This window comes from Streptomyces griseorubiginosus, assembly GCF_001514195.1.
GTDB classification, from domain to species: domain Bacteria; phylum Actinomycetota; class Actinomycetes; order Streptomycetales; family Streptomycetaceae; genus Streptomyces; species Streptomyces griseorubiginosus.
In genome coordinates this window covers 1,075,170-1,097,211 of the sequence record NZ_KQ948734.1, presented here as the reverse complement: position 1 = coordinate 1,097,211, position 22,042 = coordinate 1,075,170, and the positions used below count along the sequence as shown (strand labels likewise).

Sequence of the window (22,042 nt, the reverse complement as noted above, 5' to 3'; positions counted from 1 at the left end):
CCCACATCCATCCGCCCACCCGAAGTTGACGCGGACAGGAGCGGTCATGCCCGCCACGCACCACTCGTCGGCACCCCCGACGACCAGCACCGAAGCCTCCACGCGCGCCCTCGACACCGGACCACCGCCCCCGGAGCGATCCTCCGCGGCAGCGGATCGGACTCCGGCCGTCGGGCGCATCCCCGTCCTCGACGTCCGGCCGGTCGTCCAGCGCGGCCGCCGGCCCGCCAAGGCGGTCGTCGGAGAGACGTTCGAGATCTCGGCCACCGTGTTCCGTGAAGGTCATGACGCGGTCGCCGCCAATGCCGTACTGAAAGATCCGGAAGGGCGCATCGGGCCCTGGACGCCGATGCGCGAGCTGGCCCCGGGGACCGACCGCTGGGGCGCCACCGTCGCTGCCGACGCACCCGGCCTGTGGAGCTTCACCGTCGAGGCCTGGAGCGACCCGGTCAGCACCTGGCGGCACCACGCCCAGATCAAGATCCCGGCCGGCATCGACACCGAGCTGGTGCTGGAGGAGGGCGCCCGGCTCCACGAGCGGGCCGCGGCCGGAGTCCCCGACGACGGGCGCAACGGCGTGCTCCTCGCGGCCGTCCGGGCCCTGCGCGACGACACCCGGCCCGCTGCCGCCCGTCTCGCCGCCGCGCTGACGCCGGAGGTGGACGCGGTGCTCGCCCGGTATCCGCTGCGGGAGTTGATCACGGCGTCGGAGTCGTTGCCGCTGCTGGTGGAGCGGGAGCGGGCGTTGTTCGGCTCGTGGTACGAGTTCTTCCCGCGTTCGGAGGGCACGCCCGAGAGGCCGCACGGCACGTTCCGTACGGCGGCGCGGCGGTTGCCGGCGATCGCGGCGATGGGCTTCGACGTGGTGTATCTGCCGCCGATCCACCCGATCGGCACGACGTTCCGCAAGGGCCGCAACAACACCCTGTCCGCGGGGCCCGAGGACGTGGGGGTGCCGTGGGCGATCGGCTCGCCGGAGGGCGGCCACGACGCCGTGCACCCGGACCTGGGCACGATCGAGGACTTCGACTGGTTCGTGCGGGAAGCCGCCTCGCACGGTCTGGAGATCGCGCTGGACTTCGCCCTCCAGTGCTCCCCCGACCATCCCTGGGTGCAGAAGCACCCGGAGTGGTTCCACCACCGCCCCGACGGCACCATCGCCTATGCGGAGAACCCGCCCAAGAAGTACCAGGACATCTACCCGATCGCCTTCGACGCCGACATGGACGGTCTGATCGCGGAGACGGTCAGGGTGCTGCGGCACTGGATGGGCCACGGGGTGCGGATCTTCCGGGTGGACAATCCGCACACCAAGCCGGTGGTGTTCTGGGAGCGGGTGATCGACGACATCAACGCCACCGACCCGGACGTGATCTTCCTGGCGGAGGCGTTCACCCGGCCCGCGATGATGCACACGCTGGCCCAGATCGGTTTCCAGCAGTCCTACACGTACTTCACCTGGCGCAACACCAAGGAAGAGCTCACCGAGTACCTGACCGAGCTGTCCGGCGAGGCGGCCTCCTACATGCGGCCGAACTTCTTCGCCAACACCCCCGACATCCTGCACGCCTTCCTCCAGCACGGCGGCCGTCCCGCGTTCGCCCTGCGCGCGGTCCTGGCCGCGACCCTCTCGCCGACCTGGGGCATCTACTCCGGCTACGAACTGGCCGAGCACACCCCGCTGCGCGAGGGCAGCGAGGAGTACCTGGACTCGGAGAAGTACCAGCTCAGGGCCCGCGACTGGGACACCCCCGACAGCCTCGCCCCCCTGATCACCCGGCTCAACACCGTTCGGCGGGACAACCCGGCCCTACGACAGCTGCGCGACCTGCACTTCCACCACGCGGACAAGGACGAGGTGATCGCGTACTCGAAGCGGAGCGGATCGAACACGGTTCTGGTGGTCGTGAACCTCGACCCGCACCACACCCAGGAGGCCACGGTCTCGTTGGACATGCCGCAACTCGGCCTGGAATGGCACGAGTCGGTACCGGTGCGCGACGAGCTCACCGGTGAGACCTATCACTGGGGCAGGGCGAACTACGTGCGTCTGGAACCGGGCACTCGCCCCGCGCACATCCTCACCGTCCTGCGACCGTCCACCCCGCAGATCGGAGGGTCACCCACAATATGATCGTCAACGAGCCCGTCCAGGACACCTTCGAGGACACCCCGGCCAAGGACCGGGACCCCGACTGGTTCAAGCGCGCGGTCTTCTATGAGGTGCTGGTCCGCTCCTTCCAGGACAGCAACGGCGACGGTGTCGGCGACCTCAAGGGCCTGACCGCCAAACTGGACTACCTCCAATGGCTGGGCATCGACTGCCTGTGGCTGCCGCCCTTCTTCAAGTCACCGCTCAGGGACGGCGGTTACGACGTCTCCGACTACACCGCCGTGCTGCCCGAGTTCGGTGACCTCGCCGACTTCGTGGAGTTCGTCGACGCCGCCCACCAGCGCGGCATGCGCGTCATCATCGACTTCGTCATGAACCACACCAGCGACCAGCACCCGTGGTTCCAGGAGTCCCGCGCCCACCCCGACGGCCCTTACGGCGACTACTACGTCTGGGCGGACGACGACAAGCAGTTCCAGGACGCCCGGATCATCTTCGTCGACACCGAGGCCTCCAACTGGACCTTCGACCCGGTCCGCAAGCAGTACTTCTGGCACCGCTTCTTCTCCCACCAGCCGGACCTCAACTACGAGAACCCGGCCGTGCAGGAGGAGATGATCTCCGCGCTGCGGTTCTGGCTGGACCTGGGCATCGACGGCTTCCGCCTCGACGCCGTGCCGTACCTGTACCAGCAGGAAGGCACCAACTGCGAAAACCTTCCGGCGACCCACGAGTTCCTCAAGCGGGTCCGCAAGGAGATCGACGCCTCCTACCCGGACACGGTGATCCTGGCGGAGGCGAACCAGTGGCCGGAGGACGTCGTCGACTACTTCGGCGACTACGAGTCCGGCGGCGACGAGTGCCACATGGCGTTCCACTTCCCGGTCATGCCCCGCATCTTCATGGCGGTGCGCCGTGAGTCCCGCTACCCGGTCTCCGAGATCCTCGCCAAGACGCCGGCCATCCCGTCGAACTGCCAGTGGGGCATCTTCCTGCGCAACCACGACGAGCTGACCCTGGAGATGGTCACCGACGAGGAACGCGACTACATGTGGGCCGAGTACGCGAAGGACCCACGGATGCGCGCCAACATCGGCATCCGGAGGCGTCTGGCGCCCCTGCTCGACAACGACCGCAACCAGATCGAGCTGTTCACGGCTCTCCTGCTCTCCCTGCCCGGCTCGCCGATCCTCTACTACGGCGACGAGATCGGCATGGGCGACAACATCTGGCTCGGCGACCGCGACGCCGTCCGCACCCCGATGCAGTGGACACCGGACCGTAACGCGGGATTTTCCTCCTGTGACCCCGGGCGGCTCTATCTGCCGACCATCATGGACCCGGTCCACGGCTACCAGGTCACCAACGTCGAGGCGTCGATGGCGTCGCCCTCCTCGTTGCTGCACTGGACCCGCCGGATGATCGAGATCCGCAAGCAGAACCCGGCGTTCGGCCTCGGCTCCTACACCGAGCTCCCGTCGTCGAACCCCGCGGTCCTCGCCTTCCTGCGGGAGTACGAGGACGACCTGGTCCTGTGCGTGCACAACTTCTCCCGGTTCGCGCAGCCCACCGAGCTGGACCTCCGTGAGTTCGTCGGCCGGCATCCTGTCGAGCTGTTCGGCGGGGTGCGGTTCCCGGCCATCGGTGAACTGCCGTACTTGCTGACCCTGGGCGGGCACGGCTTCTACTGGTTCCGGCTGCGCAAGGACGCGGCCTAGCCGACCGGGCCCGGGCGGGCCGGTTTCCACCGGCCCGCCCGGGGCACGCATCAGTAACACCCCGACCAGCCAGCCCGGGGAAAGGACGCCCCCACCATGTCGGAAGCCGTCACCCCCACCGCCACGACAAGCCCCGGCCTCCTCGCCTCACTCGACCCCCTGCTGCGCGAGTGGCTGCCGCGGCAGCGCTGGTTCGCAGGCAAAGGACGCCCGGTCACCGGGTTCTCGCTGGTGGCGGCCACGGAGCTGCTGCCGCCCACCGCCAAGCTCGGTCTGTACCACCTGCTGGTCCGCGCCCACCAGCCGGCGGCCGTGGGCGCGCCGACGCATCCCGGGGACTGCTACCAGCTGCTCATAGGCGTGCGCGAGGCGCTGCCGCCCCGGCTGGCGCCCGCGCTGATCGGCCATGTCGAGGAGGGCCCGCTCAGCGGCCGTACCGCGTACGACGCGCTCTTCGACCCCCTGCCCGCCGAACTGCTCCTGGAGGCGATCCGCACCGGAGCCAGGATCGGCGGGCTTCGTTTCGACCGGGACCCGCAGCAGGAGATCCGGGACGGTCTGGTGGCCCGGGTGGTGACCGCCGAGCAGTCCAACTCGTCGATCGTCTTCGGAGATACGTTCATCCTGAAGCTGCTGCGCCGGATCGTGCCCGGCGTCAACCCCGACCTGGAGCTCCCGCTGGCGCTGGCCCGGGAGGGCTGCCCCCGGGTGCCCGCGCCGACGGGATGGCTGCGCACGGAGGTCGCGGGTGAGCCGTACACCCTCGGAGTGCTCCAGCCCTTCGTGCAGGGCGCGTCCGACGGCTGGGAGCTGGCCCTGCGGGAGCTGGCCAAGGGCGAGGACTTCAGCGCGGAGGCGCACGCCCTCGGCCGGGCCACCGCCGAGGTGCACACCGCGCTCGCCCGCGCCCTGCCCACGGTGACACTCGGCCACCAGCAGCTTCACCAGCTCGTCGACGGCATGATCGAGCGGCTGGAGGCGGCCGTGCAGGCGGTTCCCGCGCTACGGCCGTACGCGCCGGGCCTGCGCACCGCGTTCACCGCGCTGGGGGACCTGGCGTCCGAGGGCACCACCTGGACCGCGCAGCGCATCCACGGCGACCTGCACCTCGGGCAGTGCCTGCGCTCGGCCTCCGGGCACTGGTCGCTGATCGACTTCGAGGGCGAGCCGTCCAAGCCGCTGTCCGAACGACGGCTGCCGCAGCCGACCGTCCGGGACGTCGCGGGGATGCTGCGCTCCTTCGACTACGCGGCGCACTCGACCGACCTGCCGGTGCCGGGCTGGGCCGAGGCCTGCCGGGCGGCGTACTGTTCCGGCTACGCCGAGGTCAGCGGGGTGGACCCACGGACCGATCCGGTGCTGCTGCGGGCGTACGAGACCGACAAGGCGATCTACGAGGTCGTCTACGAGGCACGGCACCGGCCGGACTGGCTCCAGGTGCCGATGGCCGCGGTGGCGCGGTACGCGACGACCGACCTGACCTGACCGACCTTTCCCGGCCGAGGAGGCTCCTCCTGTGACTCCGCCCACCCCCAGCGGTTCGGAACCGAAGAAGACTGCGAAGAAGAAGACGCCTCCGGCGGGGAAGGCCGGTGGGACGTCCGGTGCGGGGGTGTCCGGTGCCGACAGGACGGGTTCGGTGAAGGCTGCTGCCGAGAAGGTGGTCGCCGATACGGCCGGGGCGGTGAAGGCGGTCGCCGACGGGGCCGAGGCGGTGAAGGCGGTCGCGAAAAAGGTCGGTGCGAAGAAGGTCGCGGGTGGGGGGACGGCCGACGGGAAGCCCGCTGCGGAGAAGGCCGTCACCAAGAAAGCCGGTGCAAAGAAAGCCGTGGCCAAGAAGGCCGGCGCGGAGAAGACCGGTGCGGAGAAGGCCCTAGCCAAGAAGGTCGCGGCCAAAAAGGTTGCTGCCAAGAAAGCCGTCGCGGAGAAGCCCGTGGCCGAAAAGGCCGTGGCCAAGAAAGCCGGTGCGGAGAAGGCCGTAGCCAAGAAGGCCGGTACGGAGAAGACCGTCACCAAGAAGGCGCTGGCCAAGGAGACCCCCGTGGAGAAGCCTGCCGGGAAGAAGGCCGCCGCGAAGAAGGCGACGGCGGAGAAGACCACGGCCAAGAAGGTGACCGCCCGGAAGACAGCGACGCAGAAGACGGTGGCCGGGAAGGGCCCGGCGCAGCCGGTCGCCCCCGCGGAACCCACCGCCACCACACCGGCCCCCGCGAAGAAGCCGGCGACCCGGAAGACAGCCGGCGCCAAGCCCGCGACACAGCCGGTCACCGCCGCAACACCGGCTCCCGCCAGGAAGCCGGCGACCCGGAAGACAGCCGGTGCCAAGCCCCCCGCGCAACCCGTCGCCGCCGCGGAACCCTCCGCGACCCAGCCCACTCCCCCTCAGCCCGTCGCCGCCACCCCCGCACCCGCCGGACCGGTCGCCGCCCCGCCGCCGGAGGCATCCGTCCTGGACGTCGGGGATCGGGAGCGGTTGCTGGCCGGGGCTCATCATGATCCGCACTCCGTGCTGGGGGCGCATCCCGTGCCCGGTGGGGTGGCGTTCCGGGTGTTCCGGCCGTACGCGCTGGCCGTGACCGTCGTCGCCGGGGAGCTGCGGGCCGAACTGCACGACGACGGCGACGGGTTCTTCTCCGGGGCCCTGCCGCTGACGGAGGTCCCTGACTACCGGCTGCTCGTGACGTACGAGGGCTCGGTGCAGGACACCGCGGACGCGTACGCGTTCCTGCCCGCGCTCGGCGATCTCGACCTGCATCTGATCGGCGAGGGCCGGCACGAGGAGCTGTGGACGGCGCTCGGCGCGCAGCCGATGACCCACCAGGGCGTCACCGGCACCCGCTTCACGGTGTGGGCGCCGAACGCCCGGGGAGTCCGGGTCGCCGGCACCTTCAACTTCTGGGACCCCTCCGCGTTCGCGATGCGTTCGCTCGGCTCGACCGGTGTCTGGGAGCTGTTCGTGCCCGGCGTCGGCGAGGGCGAGCTGTACAAGTTCGAGATCACCCGGCCCGACGGCTCGAAGACCCTGCGCGCGGACCCGCTGGCCCGCCGCACCGAGGTCCCGCCCAACACCTCCTCGATCATCCACGCCTCGCACCACGAGTGGCAGGACGAGGAGTGGCTGGCCCGGCGGGCCGAGGGTGCCCCCGCGCACGAGGCCCCGTTCTCCGTCTACGAGATCCATCTCCCTTCCTGGCGACCGGGGCTGACCTACCGTCAACTGGCGGAACAGCTCCCCGCGTACGTGAAGGACCTCGGCTTCACCCACGTCGAGCTGATGCCGGTCGCCGAGCACCCCTTCGGCGGCTCCTGGGGCTACCAGGTCACCGGGTTCTACGCCCCCACCGCCCGCCTCGGCACCCCCGACGACTTCAAGTACCTGGTCGACGCGCTCCACCAGGCGGGGATCGGCGTACTGATGGACTGGGTGCCCGCGCACTTCCCGCGCGACGACTGGGCGCTCGCGGAGTTCGACGGCCGCACCCTGTACGAGCACGAGGACCCGCTGCGGGCCGCGCACCCCGACTGGGGGACGCTGGAGTTCGACTACGGCCGCCGCGAGGTGCGCAACTTCCTCGTGGCGAACGCCATTTACTGGTGCGAGGAGTTCCACATCGACGGTCTCAGGGTCGACGCGGTCGCCTCGATGCTCTACCTCGACTACTCGCGCGAGCCGGGCCAGTGGGTGCCGAACGTGCACGGCGGCCGGGAGAACCTGGACGCGGTGGACTTCCTCCAGGAGATGAACGCGACCGTGTACCGGCGGGTGCCGGGAGTCGTCACCATCGCCGAGGAGTCCACCGCCTGGGACGGCGTGACGCGCGCGACGCACCACATGGGGCCCGGCGGCTTCGGGGGCCTGGGCTTCGGTCTGAAGTGGAACATGGGCTGGATGCACGACTCGCTGGACTACATGGCCCATGAGCCGGTGCACCGCAAGTACCACCACCACGAGATGACGTTCTCTATGGTGTACGCGTACAGCGAGAACTACGTGCTGCCGATCTCGCACGACGAAGTGGTGCACGGCAAGCGGTCGTTGGTGTCGAAGATGCCCGGCGACTGGTGGCAGCAGCGGGCCAACCTGCGCGCCTACCTGGCCTTCATGTGGGCCCATCCCGGCAAGCAACTCCTCTTCATGGGGCAGGAGTTCGCGCAGGGCGCGGAGTGGTCGGAGGCGCACGGCCCGGACTGGTGGCTGCTGGACCCGGCGTACGGGGCGGAGGCCGACCACCGCGGTGTCCGCGACCTGGTCCGGGACCTGAACATCGTGTACCGCCACACCCCGGCCCTGTGGCAGCGCGACACGGACCCCTCGGGCTTCCAGTGGATCGTGGGCGACGCCGCGGAGGACAACGTCTTCGCGTTCCTGCGGTACGACGCGGAGGGCACCCCGCTCCTCGCGGTCTCCAACCTCTCCCCGGTGGCCCGCCCCGACTACCGCCTCGGCGCGCCCGACGACATCCCGGCCTGGGTCGAGTCCCTCAACACCGACACCGGGAAGTACGGCGGCAGCGACGTCACCAACCCGGACGTACTGAAGCCGGACCCGCAGGGCTGGCACGGCCGCCCGGCCAGCCTCCAGCTCACACTGCCGCCGCTGGCGACGGTGTGGCTGCGGCCGGCGTAGGGGACGGTCCGCGGGTTCGACGGCGGCGGCCGCGGGGGGACGGAACCCCTCAGCGGCCGCCGTGGGGAACGAGAGTCGTCAGCGGCCGCCGAGGGGAACGAGAGTCGTCAGCGGCCGCCGAACATGAACTTGCGCAGGGCCGCCAGCAGACCACCGGCCCGGCCGTCGGCCTCGCCGCCGGACCCGGGCGCTCGGTGCTGCGGCCGCATGGGGGCCGTTCGCCGTGCGACGGCCCCCGGCCCGAGCTCGTAGCGGACCGGCAGCAGCCTCAGCCCGCGCACCACCGGACCCGACCGCCAGGGCAACTGGTCCGGTGGCAGGGTGAGTTCCGCGCGGGTGAAGTGGTCGAGGAACCGGCCGACCGCCGTCGAGACGATCATGCCGCCCAACTCACGTGCGGCGCTGGGGCATTGGTGCGGTCCGGCGCCCCAGCCGAGGTGTGCCCGGGTGGACACCGTCGCCCCCACCAGGTGGGAGGAGCTCAGCGCCAGCAGCTCCTGGTGCGCCGCCGCCGCGGACGGGGACACCGCGTCGCCCGCCCGCACCCACACCTTGCCCAGCCGCACGTCCCGCGCCGCGAACCGGAAGCACATGTTGGCCACCGGAGGGTTCACCAGCGCCGCCCGGTTGACCGTCTCGCCGAGCTGTCCGGCCGAGAGGCTGCGCCGGACCGTGGTGTTCCCGCGCAACACCTCCAGCAGCGTGTTGAGGACCATGTTCCCGGTGATGTCGTTCAGGTACACGGCGTTCATGAACAGCTCCCGCCCGAGCTGCTCGTCGCTCAGCCCGGGGTCCGCGAGCAGCAGGTAGGAGGTGAGGTCGTCCCCCGGCCGGGCCCGCCGGTGCGCGGCGAGCCGGGTGAACGCGGCCAGCGCCCGGGCCGTGGCGGGACCGGAGTCCGCTCCCCCGTCGAGCATCCGCCACAGGTCCATGACCAGTTCGTCGCCCAGCTCGACAGGACAGCCGAACAGCTTGGTCGTCACCATCAGCAGCAGCGGCCGGGTGTACTGCGCCCCGAGATCCGCGAAGCCCACGGACCCGGACTCGGCGGCCAGCATGCCGACCAGCTCGTCGGCGTACCGGGCGACCGCGGCCCGTACCTCCCACCCTTCCGGGCTGCGCGGGTCCTGGAAGGGGGTGAGCGCCGAGTGGTGGGTGCGCCGGGACGCCAGATGCTCCTCGTCGTCCATGAACATCGTCTGCCGTACCTCGTAACCGGCCAGCAACGGCCAGTCCCGCGGCAGCCGGCCCTCCGCCCGGGCGCGCCAGTACCGTACGTCCCGCCGCCACAGGCTCTCGTTGCGCAGCACCTCGGTGACCTCGGTGTAGCCGAGCACCAGCCACACCGGCACCCCCGCCAGGGAGACCGGGGCGACCGGCCCGTAGGTGCCGCGCAGCCGCTCGTAGACGGCGCCCGGGTCGACGTCGAACTCGGCGGTGAGCAGCGGTTCGACGGGCAGCGACGCGAGGGTGGGGCCGTCGGCCGGCGGGGTCGCGTGGGCATGGGCTTCCATGTGCACACGCTTACCGCACCGACCGTGCACGGGCAGTCACTCCGGCGTGAACTGTTACGTCTTGGTGATGACTGATCCTCAGGTGGTGACCAGCGCCTTCGGCAGCCGGCCCGTGTGCAGGACGCCCAGTCGCTGGGTCGCCCGGGTCAGGGCGACGTAGAGGTCGCTCGTGCCGTACAGCGCGGGTTCGACCACGAGCACCGAGTCGAACTCGAGTCCCTTGGACTGCCGGGGGTCGAGGAGGACGACGGTCCGGGTCAGGTCCGGTTCCGCGCCGGCGGTCACCCCGTCGAGGCGGGCCGCGAGCCTGCGGTGCAGATGGCGCGGGGCGATGACCGCGAGCCGCCCCTCGGCCGGGGTCAGCTCCTGCACGGCCTCGGCGACCGCGCCGGGCAGGTCGTCGGTGGCGCGCACCCAGGGCCGTACACCGGTGGAACGGACCGAACTCGGGGGTTCGAAGTCCGGGTTCTCGGCGCGTACGACGGCCGCCGCGAGTTCCATGATCTCGGCGGGGGTGCGGTAGTTGACGCCGAGGCGGGTGTGCTCCCAGCGGTCCTCGACGTACGGCTGGAGGATCTCCTGCCAGGAGCCCACGCCCGCCGCCTCCGCGGTCTGCGCCGGGTCGCCGACCAGGGTCATGGAGCGGGTCGGGCTGCGCCGCATGAGCAGCCGCCAGGCCATCGGGGACAGCTCCTGCGCCTCGTCGACGATGATGTGCCCGAAGGCCCAGGTGCGGTCGGCCGCCGCGCGTTCGGCGGCGCTGCGGTGGTCGTCCTCCTCCTGCCGCTCGGCGAAGCGCTCCGCGTCGATGATGTCGTGGGCGGACAGGACCTCGGATTCCTCGTCGTCGATGTCCTCGAACTCGTAGGTCCGCGAGGCGTACGACACGTCGAGCACGCCCTGCGCGTACGCGATCTGCGTCTCGCGCTCGCGTTCGGCCAGCGCCCGCGCCACCCGCTCGTCGACGCCGAGGAGTTCGGCGGCCTCGTCGAGCAGGGGCACGTCCGCGACGGTCCAGCCCCGGGTCACCGGGCGGCGGATCGCGGCCGCGTCCTCGTCGGGGAGGTAGCCGACCGGGTCGGCGAGGAAATCCGCGACCAGCCGCTGCGGGGTCAGCCGCGGCCACAACTGGTCGATGGCGGCCCACACTTCGGGGTTCTCGGCGATCTCGTCGCGGATCTGGGTGATGTCGGCCGGGTCGAGGAGGCTGCTGCCGTCGTAGGGGTCGGTGCCGACCCGCTCGGCGTACAGCTCGGTGAGCGTGTTGAGGATGTGGCCCTCGAAGTGCTCCCGGGCCACGTTGTGCGGCAGCCGGGCGGCCCGGGTCTTCTCGCGGGCGACCTTGACCAGGCCGTCGTCGAGCATCAGGATCTCCCGGTCGTGCTCGATCGCGATCACCGGGTCGGGCAGCGCCTGCCAGTCGCGTACGGCGTCGGCGAGGACGTCCGCCATGGCGGCCCGCCCCTTCACCGCGGCCGCCGCCCGGCTGTCGGTGGCGGTCGCCTTCACTCCGGGGAAGAGCTCGCCGATCGTGGCGAGCAGCACGCCGGTCTCGCCGAGGGAGGGCAGCACCTCGCCGATGTAGCCGAGGAAGGCGGGGTTGGGGCCGACGATCAGCACGGCCCGCTTGGCGAGCAACTCGCGGTGTTCGTACAGGAGATAGGCGGCCCGGTGCAGGGCCACCGCGGTCTTGCCGGTGCCGGGGCCGCCTTCCACCACCAGCACGCCGCGGTGCGGTGCGCGGATGATCTCGTCCTGTTCGGCCTGGATGGTCTGCACGATGTCGCTCATGCGGCCGGTGCGCGCGGAGTTCAGCGCGGCGAGCAGGACGGCGTCGCCGGTGGGGTCCTCGTGGCCGGTGCGTTCCTGGTCGCCGAGGTCGAGGATCTCGTCGTGCAGGTCGGTGACGCGGCGGCCGTCGGTGCCGATGTGCCGGCGGCGGCGCAGGCCCATCGGGGTGTGGCCGGTGGCCAGGTAGAAGGGGCGGGCGACCTCGGCCCGCCAGTCGATGAGGATCGGGGTGCGCTCGGCGTCGTCGGTGCGCAGGCCGATCCGGCCGATGTGGTGGGTGACGCCCGAGGTGAGGTCGATGCGGCCGAAGCAGAGCGAGCCGTCGACCGCGTTCAGGGCGGCGAGCAGTCCGGAGCGTTCGGCGACCAGGATGTCCCGTTCGAGGCGGGCCTGCATCGGGGTGTTGCCCTGGGCGAGCGCGTCGGTGACCGACGTCTCGGTGTCGCCACGCAGGGCGTCCACGCGCGCGTACAGGCCGTCGATGAATTCCTGTTCGCGCTTGATTTCATGGTCTGGCAAACCGGTGTTTGACAATTCCACTCCCGCCCGGATATACTGTGCTCACTGAGCTTCTTTGCGACCTCAATTGCCCTGAAGTCGCGAATCATTGAATATAGCAAAAGAAATCCCCCGAGCACAATTGCTCGGGGGATTTCTTATGTATTGCCTCAGGTCACAGCGCGTCCGCGAGTTCCTCCAGGAGCCGCCGCTTGGGCCGCGCCCCGACCATCGAGCGCACCGGCTCCCCGTCCCGGAACAGCATGAACGTCGGCATCGACAGCACCTTGTAGGCGTTGGTGGTCAGCGGGTTGGTGTCGACGTCCAGCTGCACCACCCGGAAACGCTCGCTCTCCTCCGCGGCGAGGGCCGTGAGCACCGGCCCCATCTGCCGGCACGGCGGGCACCAGTCGGCGGTGAACTCCACCAGCACCGGCAGCCGCGAGCCGATCACCTCCGTCTCGAAGTCCGCGTCCGTCACCTCGGTCACTCCGGCTGCCCTGATCACAGGTCCCGCCCTCCCAGTTCGCACATCGGATCCGTACCGTCGAGCGTGGCCAGCCGTACGCCGATCTTCGCCCGCACCGCCTGCAACTCCCCGATCAGGGAGTCGAGTTCGTCCAGCTTGCGGCGGTAGACGTCGATCGACGCGGGACAGGTGTCGCCCTCCTCGTGCCCGGCCCGCAGACACTCCAGGAACGGCCGGGTCTCCTCCAGGTCGAACCCGAAGTCCTGGAGCGTCCGGATCTGCCGGAGCAGCTTGAGGTCCGCCTCGTCGTAGGTGCGGTACCCGTTCTCGCCCCGCCGCCCGGGCAACAGCCCCCGCGCCTCGTAGTACCGCAGCGTCCGCGTGGTGGTCCCGGCCCGTGCGGCCAGCTCGCCGATTCGCATACCGGTGAACGTAACCCTTGACGCCGACGTCAAGGCAAGAGCGGTTTGCGTTCCACCGGTGAGGTCAGCACGATCGACGTCGTGGTGCGGCCGAGCGGGGAGACCACCTCCAGGACCTCCTCCAGGTGCACGGTGTCGCGGACCGCGACCTTGAGGATCCAGCAGTCCTCGCCGACGACGTGGTGCACCTCGGTGATCTCCGGCCGCTCCATCAGCTCCAGGGTCCTCGGGTGCTTCAGGGTGTAGCCGCCGTGCGGGCTGACCCGGACGAACGCCTGGATGCCGTAGCCGAGCCGGCCCGGCACGACCTGGGCGCCGTAACCGCTGATCACCCCCGCCGCCTCCAGCCGCCGTACCCGCTCGGTGACTGCCGCCGGGCTCAGACGTACCCGGCGACCCAGCTCGCTGAGCTTGATCCGGCCGTCGGTCTGGAGGAGCTCCAGGATCTGACGGTCGACCCCGTCGAAGCCGACTGAGGTTTCGACGGCGGCAGGTCTCATATGCCGTTGTTCTTTCGGCGCTGCCGCCTGAACTCCCATAGTTCCCCCTTCATTGCTTCCTGATCCGCCGGGAGAATTATGGTCATGGAAACCGCACGAGAGGTACTGGTCATCGGCGGCAGCCGCTATTTCGGCAAGCGGCTGATCGCGAGGCTGCTGGCCGCCGGCGACCGGGTCACGGTCCTCAACCGGGGTTCGGCCGCGCCCCCTTCGGGGACGGTCCATCTGGTGGCCGACCGCGACGACGAAGCCTCCTTGAACAGCGCCCTGGGCTCCCGCACCTTCGACGTGGTCGTCGACCAGGTCTGCTACACCCCGCGTCAGGCGGCCGTCGCCCGCCGGGTCTTCGCCGGGCGCACCCGCCGCTATGTGATGACCTCGACGGTGGAGGTGTACGAGTACGAGGACTCCATCGCCCTGGTGCGGGAGGACGCCGTCGTCCCGCGGAACGTGCCGGTGGATCTCGGCCTTCCCTGGCACGACCCCGATTTCCTGGAGTCGCATTACGGCGAGGGAAAGCGCCAGGCCGAAGCGGTGTTCTCGGTGGACCCCGCATTTCCCTTCACGGCCGTCCGCGTGGCCCACGTCCTGGGCGGCGACGACGACTTCACCGGGCGGCTCGCCCACTACGCCGACCGTATCCGCACCGGCGCTCCCGTCGCCGTGCCCGTCGACAACCAGCCCGCCACCTACATCCACGTCGAGGAGATCGCCGACTTCCTGGCCTGGACGGTGGGTGCGGACTTCACCGGTCCGGTGAACGCGGCCTCGCACGGGTTGCTGGACACGGAGGAGCTGTGCGAGGCGGTGGCCGCACACCTCCCCGAGGGCAGGACGGTCCTCCAGGAGGTCGAGGTGGGCGAGACGTCCCCGTTCTCCTTCACCCGCGCCTACGGCATGGACAACTCCCGCGCCACCCGCCTCGGTTTCACCTTCGACGACGCACGCCGCTGGCTGCCGAAGGCCGTGGCGGAGACGCTGGGGAAGGACGCATGAGGCGTGGCGGGCGTCAGCGCGGGGGGGGCGTGGCGGCCCGGGGCATGCCGGGTATCCAGCGGCGGGGCGTCATGCCCGGGGCACGCAGCGCACGCCGAGCAGTCGGCCGTACAGGCCGAGGAGGCGGGCGCGGCCCCCAGGGTTCGGCAGCGGGACCTCGACGGCCAGGTCCACGCGGGCCGGGCGCTGGACGGCGAGTCCGAGGGGGTCGGCGGTCGTGTTCCGGAGAGCACATCGACGCGGTCGGCCCACCTGCTCGCTCGCCCGGATGCTCCAGCCCACCTCGCGACGCCGACGTGGCCCTTCTCGTCGCCGCCGCCAAACCCGCGGAGCACCACGTCACCGGGGAGTCGTGACCCCCGTCCACGGCTCCCCGGTGCGGTCGGCCCACTCGGCTGCCGCCTGCGGGCGGCCGGTGAGGAGCAGGAGCAGGGCCGCGATCGGGCCGCGTACCTCCTCGCCCTCTCCCCGCATCCACTCGATGTCCGTGGCCACCAGGCGCGCCTTCGGCAGGGGCCAGGGTCTCGGGGGGAAGCGCATGGTCCAGACCCTCTCGGCGGAGTCCCGGGCGGCCCGCGGCGGGACCGGTCGGTCGCGGTCGAGCGCGAGGGCGATGTCCTGGCCGTGGACGAGGAGGTCGAGGAGGGGCTCGTGGGGTGACGTGGTCGGCGCGAGGCGGCGGGAGCCGATGATCGAGCGCAGGTTGGCGACGATCTCGCCCACCGGCAACGACGCCTCACGCACCGCCGAGTCGTGGATCATCCGGTTCCAGTCGCCCCGGGCCCGGACCATCTCCCGCACGACCTGGCCGTAGGAGAAACGCGCCGCGATCGTGAGGTGCGCGGCGACCTCCCGCACCCGCCAGTCCCCGCAGCGCGTCCGTGTCTCCCACTCCTCGGGGCCGAGCCCCTCCAGCAGGTCGGCCAGGCTCCCCCGCTCCTGGTCGACGATCCGCCAGAGCTCGTCGGTGTCCAGCACTGCGTCCGATACGGCACCCACGGGAATCACCCACTCAAGTGGTAAGCTTCTCTGACCAAAGTAGTCAGAGACTCTGACCAGTGTCAAGCGGCGCGAGGAGCATCGACCATGGTGGCGGAGAGCGATCTCAACACGGGGCTGCTCCTGTTCCTCCCCTACCGGGCCCTGGAGAACCGGATCTTCGCCAGGCTCGCGGAGGCCGGTTTCGACGACTTCACGCCCGCCCAGGCCCGGGTCATGCAGCGCATCGGGCCGAACGGCACCCGGCTGACGGAACTCGCCGAGCAGGCCCAGATCACCAAGCAGACCGCGGGCTTCCTGGTGGACCAGCTGGAGAAGGCCGGCTATGTCGTCCGCGTCCCGGACCCGACCGACAAGCGGGCCCGGCTGGTGTGCCTGGCGGAGAAGGCCGCGTCGGCCCAGCGGATCGCCGCCGCGGTGGTCGCGGAGGTCGAGAAGGAGTGGGAGGCACACCTCGGCAGCCGTCGGATGAAACAGCTGCGCGAGGCCCTGACCCTGCTGCGGGAGATCACCGACCCATGGGCCGAGCCCTCCTAGGTCTCCTCCGCCCTCTCCCTAGGCCGCGACCGGCTTCGCCGCCTCCTCGACCTCCAGCAGGGACGCGCTCTGCCGTTCCGCCTCGAAGGCACGGTGGCCGCCGCGCAGGCCGAACAGGCGCTTGGTGAGCAGGATGTAGAGGACGGCGAGGATGTTCAGGACCAGGGTGGCGATCTTCAACCAGCTGATGTGCTCGGTGAGTTCGTAGATCTCCAGGGGGAGGAACGCGGCCGTGGCGACCACCGTCAGATACTCCGCCCAGCGCTTGGCGTACCAGAGCCCGACCGCCTCGACGAGTTCGATCACGGCGTACGCGAGCAGCAGCACCGCCACCAGGACGAGCGTGTCGTGGTGGTAGCCGAAGGTCTTCTGGACCGTGCCGACGATCGGCGAGTGGTCGAGGTCGTAGTGGAAGTGCCGGAACACCGGCCGGAAGACGTCCAGGTACTCGTCGAAGAGCCGGCGCACCGCGTCCTGGCTGTTGCTGAACTTCCACACCGCGACCGCGGCCAGCACGATGAACACCCCGCGCACCGCCCGTTCGAGGGCGAGGAAGCGCAGCACGAACAGGTCCCTGAGCACCTTGCCGCGCGGGACGAGGGGCGCGTGGTCCGCGGGGCCGGAGCCGTGCGGCTCGCCGAGGGCGAAGTCGCCGCAGCGCAGACACCGCCAGGCCGCTCCGAGGGCGGTCTCGGCGTACAGCCGCTCCCGCAGCCGGGGTTCGTCCGGCGCGTAGGTGACGTGTCCGCGCCGGGCGCAGGTTCGCCGGTCCCAGTCGATCTTCATCCCCCGTGTGCCTCCGAAACCAAGAGCGTGCCGTCCGGGGACGGCACGCTAGTGGCGCAGGGTAAGAATTCGGTGAGTCAGCGGGCGCCGGCACCGTACGCCTGCTCAACACCGTGCAATGTGCGCTCGATGCACAGAACTGTGCAAGCCCGCTGCGGTACGTGCACAATGACCGCCATGACCACGGGCCCCTCCAGTCGCGCCGACGCCAACCGCCGCCGCATCCTCGACGTCGCGCTCACCGAGCTGCTGCGCGACCCCGACGCGTCCATGGAGCAGATCGCGCGCGCCGCGGGCGTCGTACGACGGACGGTGTACGGCCACTTCCCGAACCGGGAGACGCTGGTCGGCACGCTCGTCGACGGTGCCGTGGCGGCGGTGGCGGCCGCGCACGCGGCGGGCCGCGAGGGCACCGAGGATCTCGCGCAGGCCCTGGCGGGCTCCGTGCTCGCGGTCTGGGAGGTCGCCGACCGCTACCGCATCCTGGTCGCACTCGCCCAGCGCAGCGTCACCGTGCAGGGCATCCAGGAACGGCTCGCGCCGGTGCGCGCGGCGAGCACCGAACTGCTCCGGCGCGGTCTGAACGAGGGCGTCTTCGTCTCGCCGCTGCCCGCGCCGGCGCTGGCGCACGTCCATGAGCAGATGCTGTTCGCGGTCATGGAGGCGGTCAACAACGGTCTGCTGGCAGCGGAGGAGGCGGGCCGCTCCGCCGCGGTCACGATGCTGACCGCGGCGGGCGTGCCCGCCTCTCTGGCCACCGCGCTGGTGGCGAAACTGAGCGTCTGATCCCGGCTCGATCCGGCTCGATCCTGCTTGATCCCGCTTGACCCTGCTGTACGGAGTGGGTCCGGGCGGCCGGACAACGGGGGAGTATCCGACCGCCCGGGGAGGGTGAGCCGGGCCCGGGTTCAGGTCGGGCCCGACCCTGCTCTGCGGGCCGCTCAGGCCTTGGCCAGCTCCTTCTCGCCGCCCTGCTCGGGGATCCCGGCCACGGGCTCGTCCTCGGCGTGGTCCAGGAGGGTCTTCTCGTCGAAGGGCAGGTGACCGGCGAGCACCTGGTCGACCCGCTCGCGGTCGATCTCCTTGGTCCAGGTGCCGATCAGGACGGTGGCGACCGCGTTGCCCGCGAAGTTGGTCAGGGCACGCGCCTCGCTCATGAAGCGGTCGATGCCGACGATCAGGCCGATGCCGTCCACGAGGGCCGGCTTGTGCGACTGGAGACCGCCCGCCAGGGTCGCGAGACCCGCGCCGGTGACACCGGCGGCGCCCTTCGAGGCGACGAACAGGAACAGCAGCAGCGGGATCTGCTCGCTGACGGCCATCGGCGTGCCCATGGCGTCGGCGACGAACAGCGAGGCCATGGTCATGTAGATCATGGTGCCGTCGAGGTTGAAGGAGTAGCCGGTCGGGATGGTGATGCCGACCACCGGCTTGCTGACGCCCAGGTGCTCCATCTTCGCGATGACCCGCGGCAGCGCGGACTCGGAGGAGGAGGTCGACAGGATCAGCAGGAACTCACGGCTCAGGTACTTGAAGAGGGTGAGGATGTTCAGGCCGGCGACGAGCCGCAGCAGCGTGCCGAGCACGATGAAGACGAAGAGCAGACATGTGACGTAGAAGCCGAGCATCAGGACGGCGAGGCTCTTCAGGGCGTCGACACCGGCGGAGCCGACCACGGCGGCCATCGCGCCGAAGGCGCCGATCGGGGCGGCCCACATCACCATGGCGAGGACCCGGAAGACGAGCCGCTGGATGTGCTCGACACCGCGCAGGATCGGCTGGCCCACGGAGCCCATGGCCTGGAGCGCGAAGCCGCACAGGAGCGCGATGAGCAGGGTCTGGAGGACCTCGCCCTCGGTGAAGGCGGAGACGAACGTCGTCGGGATGATGCCGAGCAGGAACTCGGTGGTGTCCTTGGCCTCCGCGTCGACCTGGGCGTGACCGGCGTTCTTGACCGCGTCGGTGACGGCGAGGCCGGTGCCCGGCTCCAGGATGTTGCCGACGACCAGGCCGATGCCCAGCGCGACCAGCGACATGACCATGAAGTAGCCGAGGGCGATACCGCCGACGGCGCCGACCTTGGCGGCCTTCCGCACCGAGCCGATGCCGAGCACGATCGTGCAGAAGATGATCGGCGAGATCATCATCTTGATCAGGTTCACGAACCCGGTGCCGATCGGCTTCAGCTCGACCGCGAAGTCGGGCGCGACCAGACCCACGGTGATACCGAGGGCGACCGCGACGATCACCGCGATGTACAGGTAGTGGGTGCGGTCCTTCTTGACTGCGGGTGCCGTATCGGGGGTGCTGGCGGCCACGGCTGCCCTCCTTGACGTCGTCGTCGGCATGACCGGCGTGCGGCTCACGTCCGGGCTTTTAGAGGAATGCCGTGACTATGTCGCGCCCTGTGAGGGTGGTCACCCTTCCGTTCATTTAGTTCACAATCAGCCAGGGAGGCAGACTGACGACATGCGCATCCCCGCCGTACCGAGACCCCGCAGCCTGGCCGCTCAGCTCTTCGCCATGCAGGCCGTGCTGATCGCCGTGGTCGTGGCGGGATACGCGCTGTTCACGTACGTCAGCGACCGGGGGCAGGCCGAGAACGCGGCACGGGATCAGGCCAGGGTGGTGGCACGGGCGGTCGCGGACTCGCCGTCGGTGCGGGAGGCGATCGGCACACCGGATCCGACGGCCGAACTCCAGCCCTACGCGCTGCGGGTCATGGCCGACACCGAGGTCGACTTCGTCACGATCATGAGTCCCCAGGGCATCCGCTGGACGCACCCCGACAAGAACCAGATAGGCAAGCACTTCCTCGGCAACACCGAGCGCGCGCTCAAGGGCGAGACCTTCACCGAGACCTACAAGGGCACCCTCGGCTACTCCGTGCGCGCCGTCACCCCGGTCAAGGACGACAAGGATCGGGTGATCGGCCTGGTCAGCGCCGGCATCCAGGTCGAGAAGATCAGCAAGCGGGTGCAGGGCCAGCTGACCGCCCTGCTCGTCGTCGCGGGCAGCGCGCTCGCGCTCGGCGCCGTCGGCACGTACGTCGTCAACGCCCGCCTCCGCCGGCACACCCACGGCATGAACGCCACCGAGCTCAGCCGTATGCACGACTACCACCAGGCCGCCCTGCACGCCGTGCGGGAGGGGCTGCTGATGCTGGACGGGCAGTACCGTGTCGCGCTGATCAACGACGGCGGGCGGGAGCTGCTCGGCGTCGGTGACGTGGTGGGCCGTTCGGTGGCGGACCTCGGGCTGCCGGTGCCGCTGACGGGGGCGCTGCTGGCGTCCGAGCCGCGGGTGGACGAGGTGCATCTGACGGCGTCCCGGGTGCTCGTCGTCAACACCTCGCCGGTCTCCGGCGGGGAGCAGCGCGGCACCGTGGTCACCCTGCGCGATGTCACCGAACTCCAGTCCCTGATGGGCGAGTTGGACTCGGAGCGCGGTTTCACGCAGGCGCTGCGTTCGCAGGCGCACGAGGCGGCGAACCGGCTGCACACGGTCGTCTCGCTGATCGAACTGGGCCGCTCGGAACAGGCGGTGGACTTCGCGACCGCCGAACTGGAGCTGGCGCAGGCACTGACGGACCAGGTGGTCGCGGCGGTCGGTGAGCCGGTGCTGGCCGCGCTGCTGCTGGGCAAGACCGCGCAGGCGAACGAGCGGGGCGTGGAGCTGGTGGTGTCGGAGGACAGCCGGCTCGACGACGGACTGCTCCCGCCGTCGCTCCCCGCCCGCGACCTGGTGACGATCCTCGGCAACCTCATCGACAACGCGGTGGACGCGGCGCAGGGGAGCGTGCGGGCGCGGGTGACCGTGACGGCGTACGCGGAGGGGCCCGAGCTGGTCCTGCGGGTCTCGGACACCGGCGAGGGCGTCGACCCCGCCCACGCCGAGGCGGTCTTCCGGCGCGGCTTCTCGACGAAGCCGGCCGGCCCGGGCGGCCGCGGCCTGGGCCTCGCCCTGGTCCGCCAGGCGGTGACCCGCCGCAAGGGCGCCCTGACGGTGTCGGAGGCGGCGGAGGGCGGCGCGGAGTTCGAGGTACGACTGCCCCTGGGAACGCCCTCCGCCACCCCCCACGACAGCCCGCCGCCCCCGACCGCTAGCCTCCCCCGCAGCTCCACGGTCCCCGGAGGTGACGCGTGACCGCTCAGCAGGCCATCCGTGTCCTGGTCGTCGAGGACGACCCGGTCGCCGCCGACGCGCATGTCCTGTACGTCAACCGCGTGCCCGGGTTCACGGCCGTCGGCAAGGCCCACACCGGTGCGGAGGCCCGGCGGCTCCTGGACCGTACGGCCGTCGACCTGCTCCTGCTCGACCTGCACCTGCCGGACGGGCACGGGCTCCAGCTGGCCCGGCAGCTGCGCGCGGCCGGGCATCAGGCGGACGTGATAGCGGTGACGTCGGCCCGGGATCTGACGGTCGTCAGGGAGGGCGTCTCGCTCGGGGTCGTGCAGTACGTGCTGAAGCCGTTCACCTTCGCCACCCTGCGCGACCGGCTCGTCCGCTACGCCGAGTTCCACGCGGCGGCCGGCGAGGCGAGCGGTCAGGACGAGGTCGACCGCGCGCTGGCCACGCTGCGCGCACCGGGTCCCGCGGCCCTGCCCAAGGGGCTCAGCGCGCCCACCCTGGAGCGGGTGACCCTCGCCCTGCGGGACCGCGCGGAGGGGCTGACGGCGACCGGACTGGCCGAGGTGGTCGGCATCTCCCGGATCACGGCCCGCCGCTACCTGGAGCACCTGGTCGACGCGGGGCGGGCGGCCCGCAGCCCGCAGTACGGCACGGTCGGACGGCCCGAGCTCCAGTACCGGTACGTCAAGGGCCAGTGAGACCCGGCTCACCCTTTGGCGGGAGAGGAACCGTTCGGATTGCGCCGCCCGTTTTCCTCGCTCACTCGCCCGATCGCGGTGTCGACCATGGCGTACTCATTTTCTAGATCCGCCCACACGGGCGAGACCTGCGGCGCTCCGTGCGGGTCGACCGTCACGAGATGCCGGAACTTCGGCCGCCCGCAAGCACTCGTGAATATGCCCCTCTACCTTGCCATTCACTGCGCACCCGAAGATCACATC

18 protein-coding genes are annotated in these 22,042 nt (G+C 70.8%); 9 read left to right on the top strand and 9 right to left on the bottom strand.

Annotation, left to right across the window (positions count from 1 at the left end; translation table 11 throughout):
* Positions 1-46: 46 nt before the first annotated feature.
* The 4 genes from AQJ54_RS04950 (at position 47) to glgB (ending at position 8,458) form a co-directional block, all read left to right on the top strand.
* Entirely contained in the window at positions 47-2,134 is a 2,088-nt protein-coding gene (locus AQJ54_RS04950; protein WP_062234169.1) for an alpha-1,4-glucan--maltose-1-phosphate maltosyltransferase, read from the top strand.
* Positions 2,131-3,831 carry a maltose alpha-D-glucosyltransferase gene (gene treS / locus AQJ54_RS04945; protein WP_062234166.1) on the top strand — a complete coding sequence of 567 codons (1,701 nt, stop codon included), beginning with the start codon at positions 2,131-2,133 and terminating at the stop codon, positions 3,829-3,831. Before AQJ54_RS04950 ends, treS begins: the two co-directional genes overlap by 4 nt.
* A gap of 96 nt (positions 3,832-3,927) precedes the next feature.
* On the top strand, positions 3,928-5,316 hold the full coding sequence (locus AQJ54_RS04940; RefSeq protein ID WP_062234163.1) for a maltokinase N-terminal cap-like domain-containing protein: 1,389 nt from the start codon (positions 3,928-3,930) through the stop codon (positions 5,314-5,316).
* 31 nt (positions 5,317-5,347) lie between these two features.
* The gene (gene glgB, locus AQJ54_RS04935) at positions 5,348-8,458 is read left to right on the top strand and encodes a 1,4-alpha-glucan branching enzyme (RefSeq protein ID WP_248845300.1); all 3,111 of its coding nucleotides are present in this window, start codon (positions 5,348-5,350) and stop codon (positions 8,456-8,458) included.
* Between the two features lie 107 nt (positions 8,459-8,565).
* Here the strand turns inward: glgB and AQJ54_RS04930 are convergent, their stop codons facing one another.
* From AQJ54_RS04930 to AQJ54_RS04910, 5 genes are all read right to left on the bottom strand, one after another.
* A complete protein-coding gene (locus AQJ54_RS04930) occupies positions 8,566-9,972 on the bottom strand; it encodes a cytochrome P450 family protein (RefSeq protein WP_062234922.1) in 1,407 nt (468 codons plus the stop codon).
* Between the two features lie 78 nt (positions 9,973-10,050).
* The gene (locus AQJ54_RS04925) at positions 10,051-12,267 is read right to left on the bottom strand and encodes a HelD family protein (protein WP_062234919.1); all 2,217 of its coding nucleotides are present in this window, start codon (positions 12,265-12,267) and stop codon (positions 10,051-10,053) included.
* Between the two features lie 169 nt (positions 12,268-12,436).
* On the bottom strand, positions 12,437-12,751 hold the full coding sequence (locus tag AQJ54_RS04920; RefSeq protein WP_062234160.1) for a thioredoxin family protein: 315 nt from the start codon (positions 12,749-12,751) through the stop codon (positions 12,437-12,439).
* A 14-nt stretch (positions 12,752-12,765) separates the two neighbouring features.
* Entirely contained in the window at positions 12,766-13,152 is a 387-nt protein-coding gene (locus AQJ54_RS04915; protein ID WP_030320191.1) for a MerR family transcriptional regulator, read from the bottom strand.
* 29 nt (positions 13,153-13,181) lie between these two features.
* The gene (locus AQJ54_RS04910) at positions 13,182-13,652 is read right to left on the bottom strand and encodes an Lrp/AsnC family transcriptional regulator (RefSeq protein ID WP_062234157.1); all 471 of its coding nucleotides are present in this window, start codon (positions 13,650-13,652) and stop codon (positions 13,182-13,184) included.
* A gap of 84 nt (positions 13,653-13,736) precedes the next feature.
* Here AQJ54_RS04910 and AQJ54_RS04905 point away from each other — a divergent pair, with 84 nt between their 5' ends.
* Positions 13,737-14,648, top strand: a complete 912-nt coding sequence (locus tag AQJ54_RS04905; protein ID WP_079069766.1) for an NAD-dependent epimerase/dehydratase family protein — start codon at positions 13,737-13,739, stop codon at positions 14,646-14,648.
* A 69-nt stretch (positions 14,649-14,717) separates the two neighbouring features.
* Here the strand turns inward: AQJ54_RS04905 and AQJ54_RS46335 are convergent, their stop codons facing one another.
* Complete coding sequence (locus AQJ54_RS46335; RefSeq protein WP_062234153.1) at positions 14,718-14,930, bottom strand: hypothetical protein; 213 nt, start codon at positions 14,928-14,930, stop codon at positions 14,718-14,720.
* Between the two features lie 57 nt (positions 14,931-14,987).
* A complete protein-coding gene (locus AQJ54_RS04895) occupies positions 14,988-15,656 on the bottom strand; it encodes a maleylpyruvate isomerase family mycothiol-dependent enzyme (RefSeq protein ID WP_062026996.1) in 669 nt (222 codons plus the stop codon).
* A 78-nt stretch (positions 15,657-15,734) separates the two neighbouring features.
* Between AQJ54_RS04895 and AQJ54_RS04890 the strand changes: the two genes are divergently transcribed.
* On the top strand, positions 15,735-16,184 hold the full coding sequence (locus AQJ54_RS04890) for a MarR family winged helix-turn-helix transcriptional regulator (protein ID WP_062234151.1): 450 nt from the start codon (positions 15,735-15,737) through the stop codon (positions 16,182-16,184).
* Positions 16,185-16,202: 18 nt separating this feature from the next.
* On the opposite strand, the gene AQJ54_RS04885 is transcribed toward AQJ54_RS04890, so the two are convergent.
* Positions 16,203-16,970 carry a DUF2127 domain-containing protein gene (locus tag AQJ54_RS04885; protein ID WP_062027000.1) on the bottom strand — a complete coding sequence of 256 codons (768 nt, stop codon included), beginning with the start codon at positions 16,968-16,970 and terminating at the stop codon, positions 16,203-16,205.
* 168 nt (positions 16,971-17,138) lie between these two features.
* Between AQJ54_RS04885 and AQJ54_RS04880 the strand changes: the two genes are divergently transcribed.
* Entirely contained in the window at positions 17,139-17,756 is a 618-nt protein-coding gene (locus AQJ54_RS04880; protein ID WP_079069738.1) for a TetR/AcrR family transcriptional regulator, read from the top strand.
* A gap of 155 nt (positions 17,757-17,911) precedes the next feature.
* On the opposite strand, the gene AQJ54_RS04875 is transcribed toward AQJ54_RS04880, so the two are convergent.
* Positions 17,912-19,318 carry a cation:dicarboxylate symporter family transporter gene (locus tag AQJ54_RS04875; protein WP_062027004.1) on the bottom strand — a complete coding sequence of 469 codons (1,407 nt, stop codon included), beginning with the start codon at positions 19,316-19,318 and terminating at the stop codon, positions 17,912-17,914.
* Between the two features lie 121 nt (positions 19,319-19,439).
* Between AQJ54_RS04875 and AQJ54_RS04870 the strand changes: the two genes are divergently transcribed.
* A complete protein-coding gene (locus AQJ54_RS04870; protein ID WP_062027006.1) occupies positions 19,440-21,116 on the top strand; it encodes an ATP-binding protein in 1,677 nt (558 codons plus the stop codon).
* Complete coding sequence (locus AQJ54_RS04865) at positions 21,113-21,799, top strand: response regulator (RefSeq protein WP_062027008.1); 687 nt, start codon at positions 21,113-21,115, stop codon at positions 21,797-21,799. The genes AQJ54_RS04870 and AQJ54_RS04865 overlap by 4 nt, the downstream gene beginning before the upstream one ends.
* The last annotated feature ends 243 nt before the right edge of the window (positions 21,800-22,042 follow it).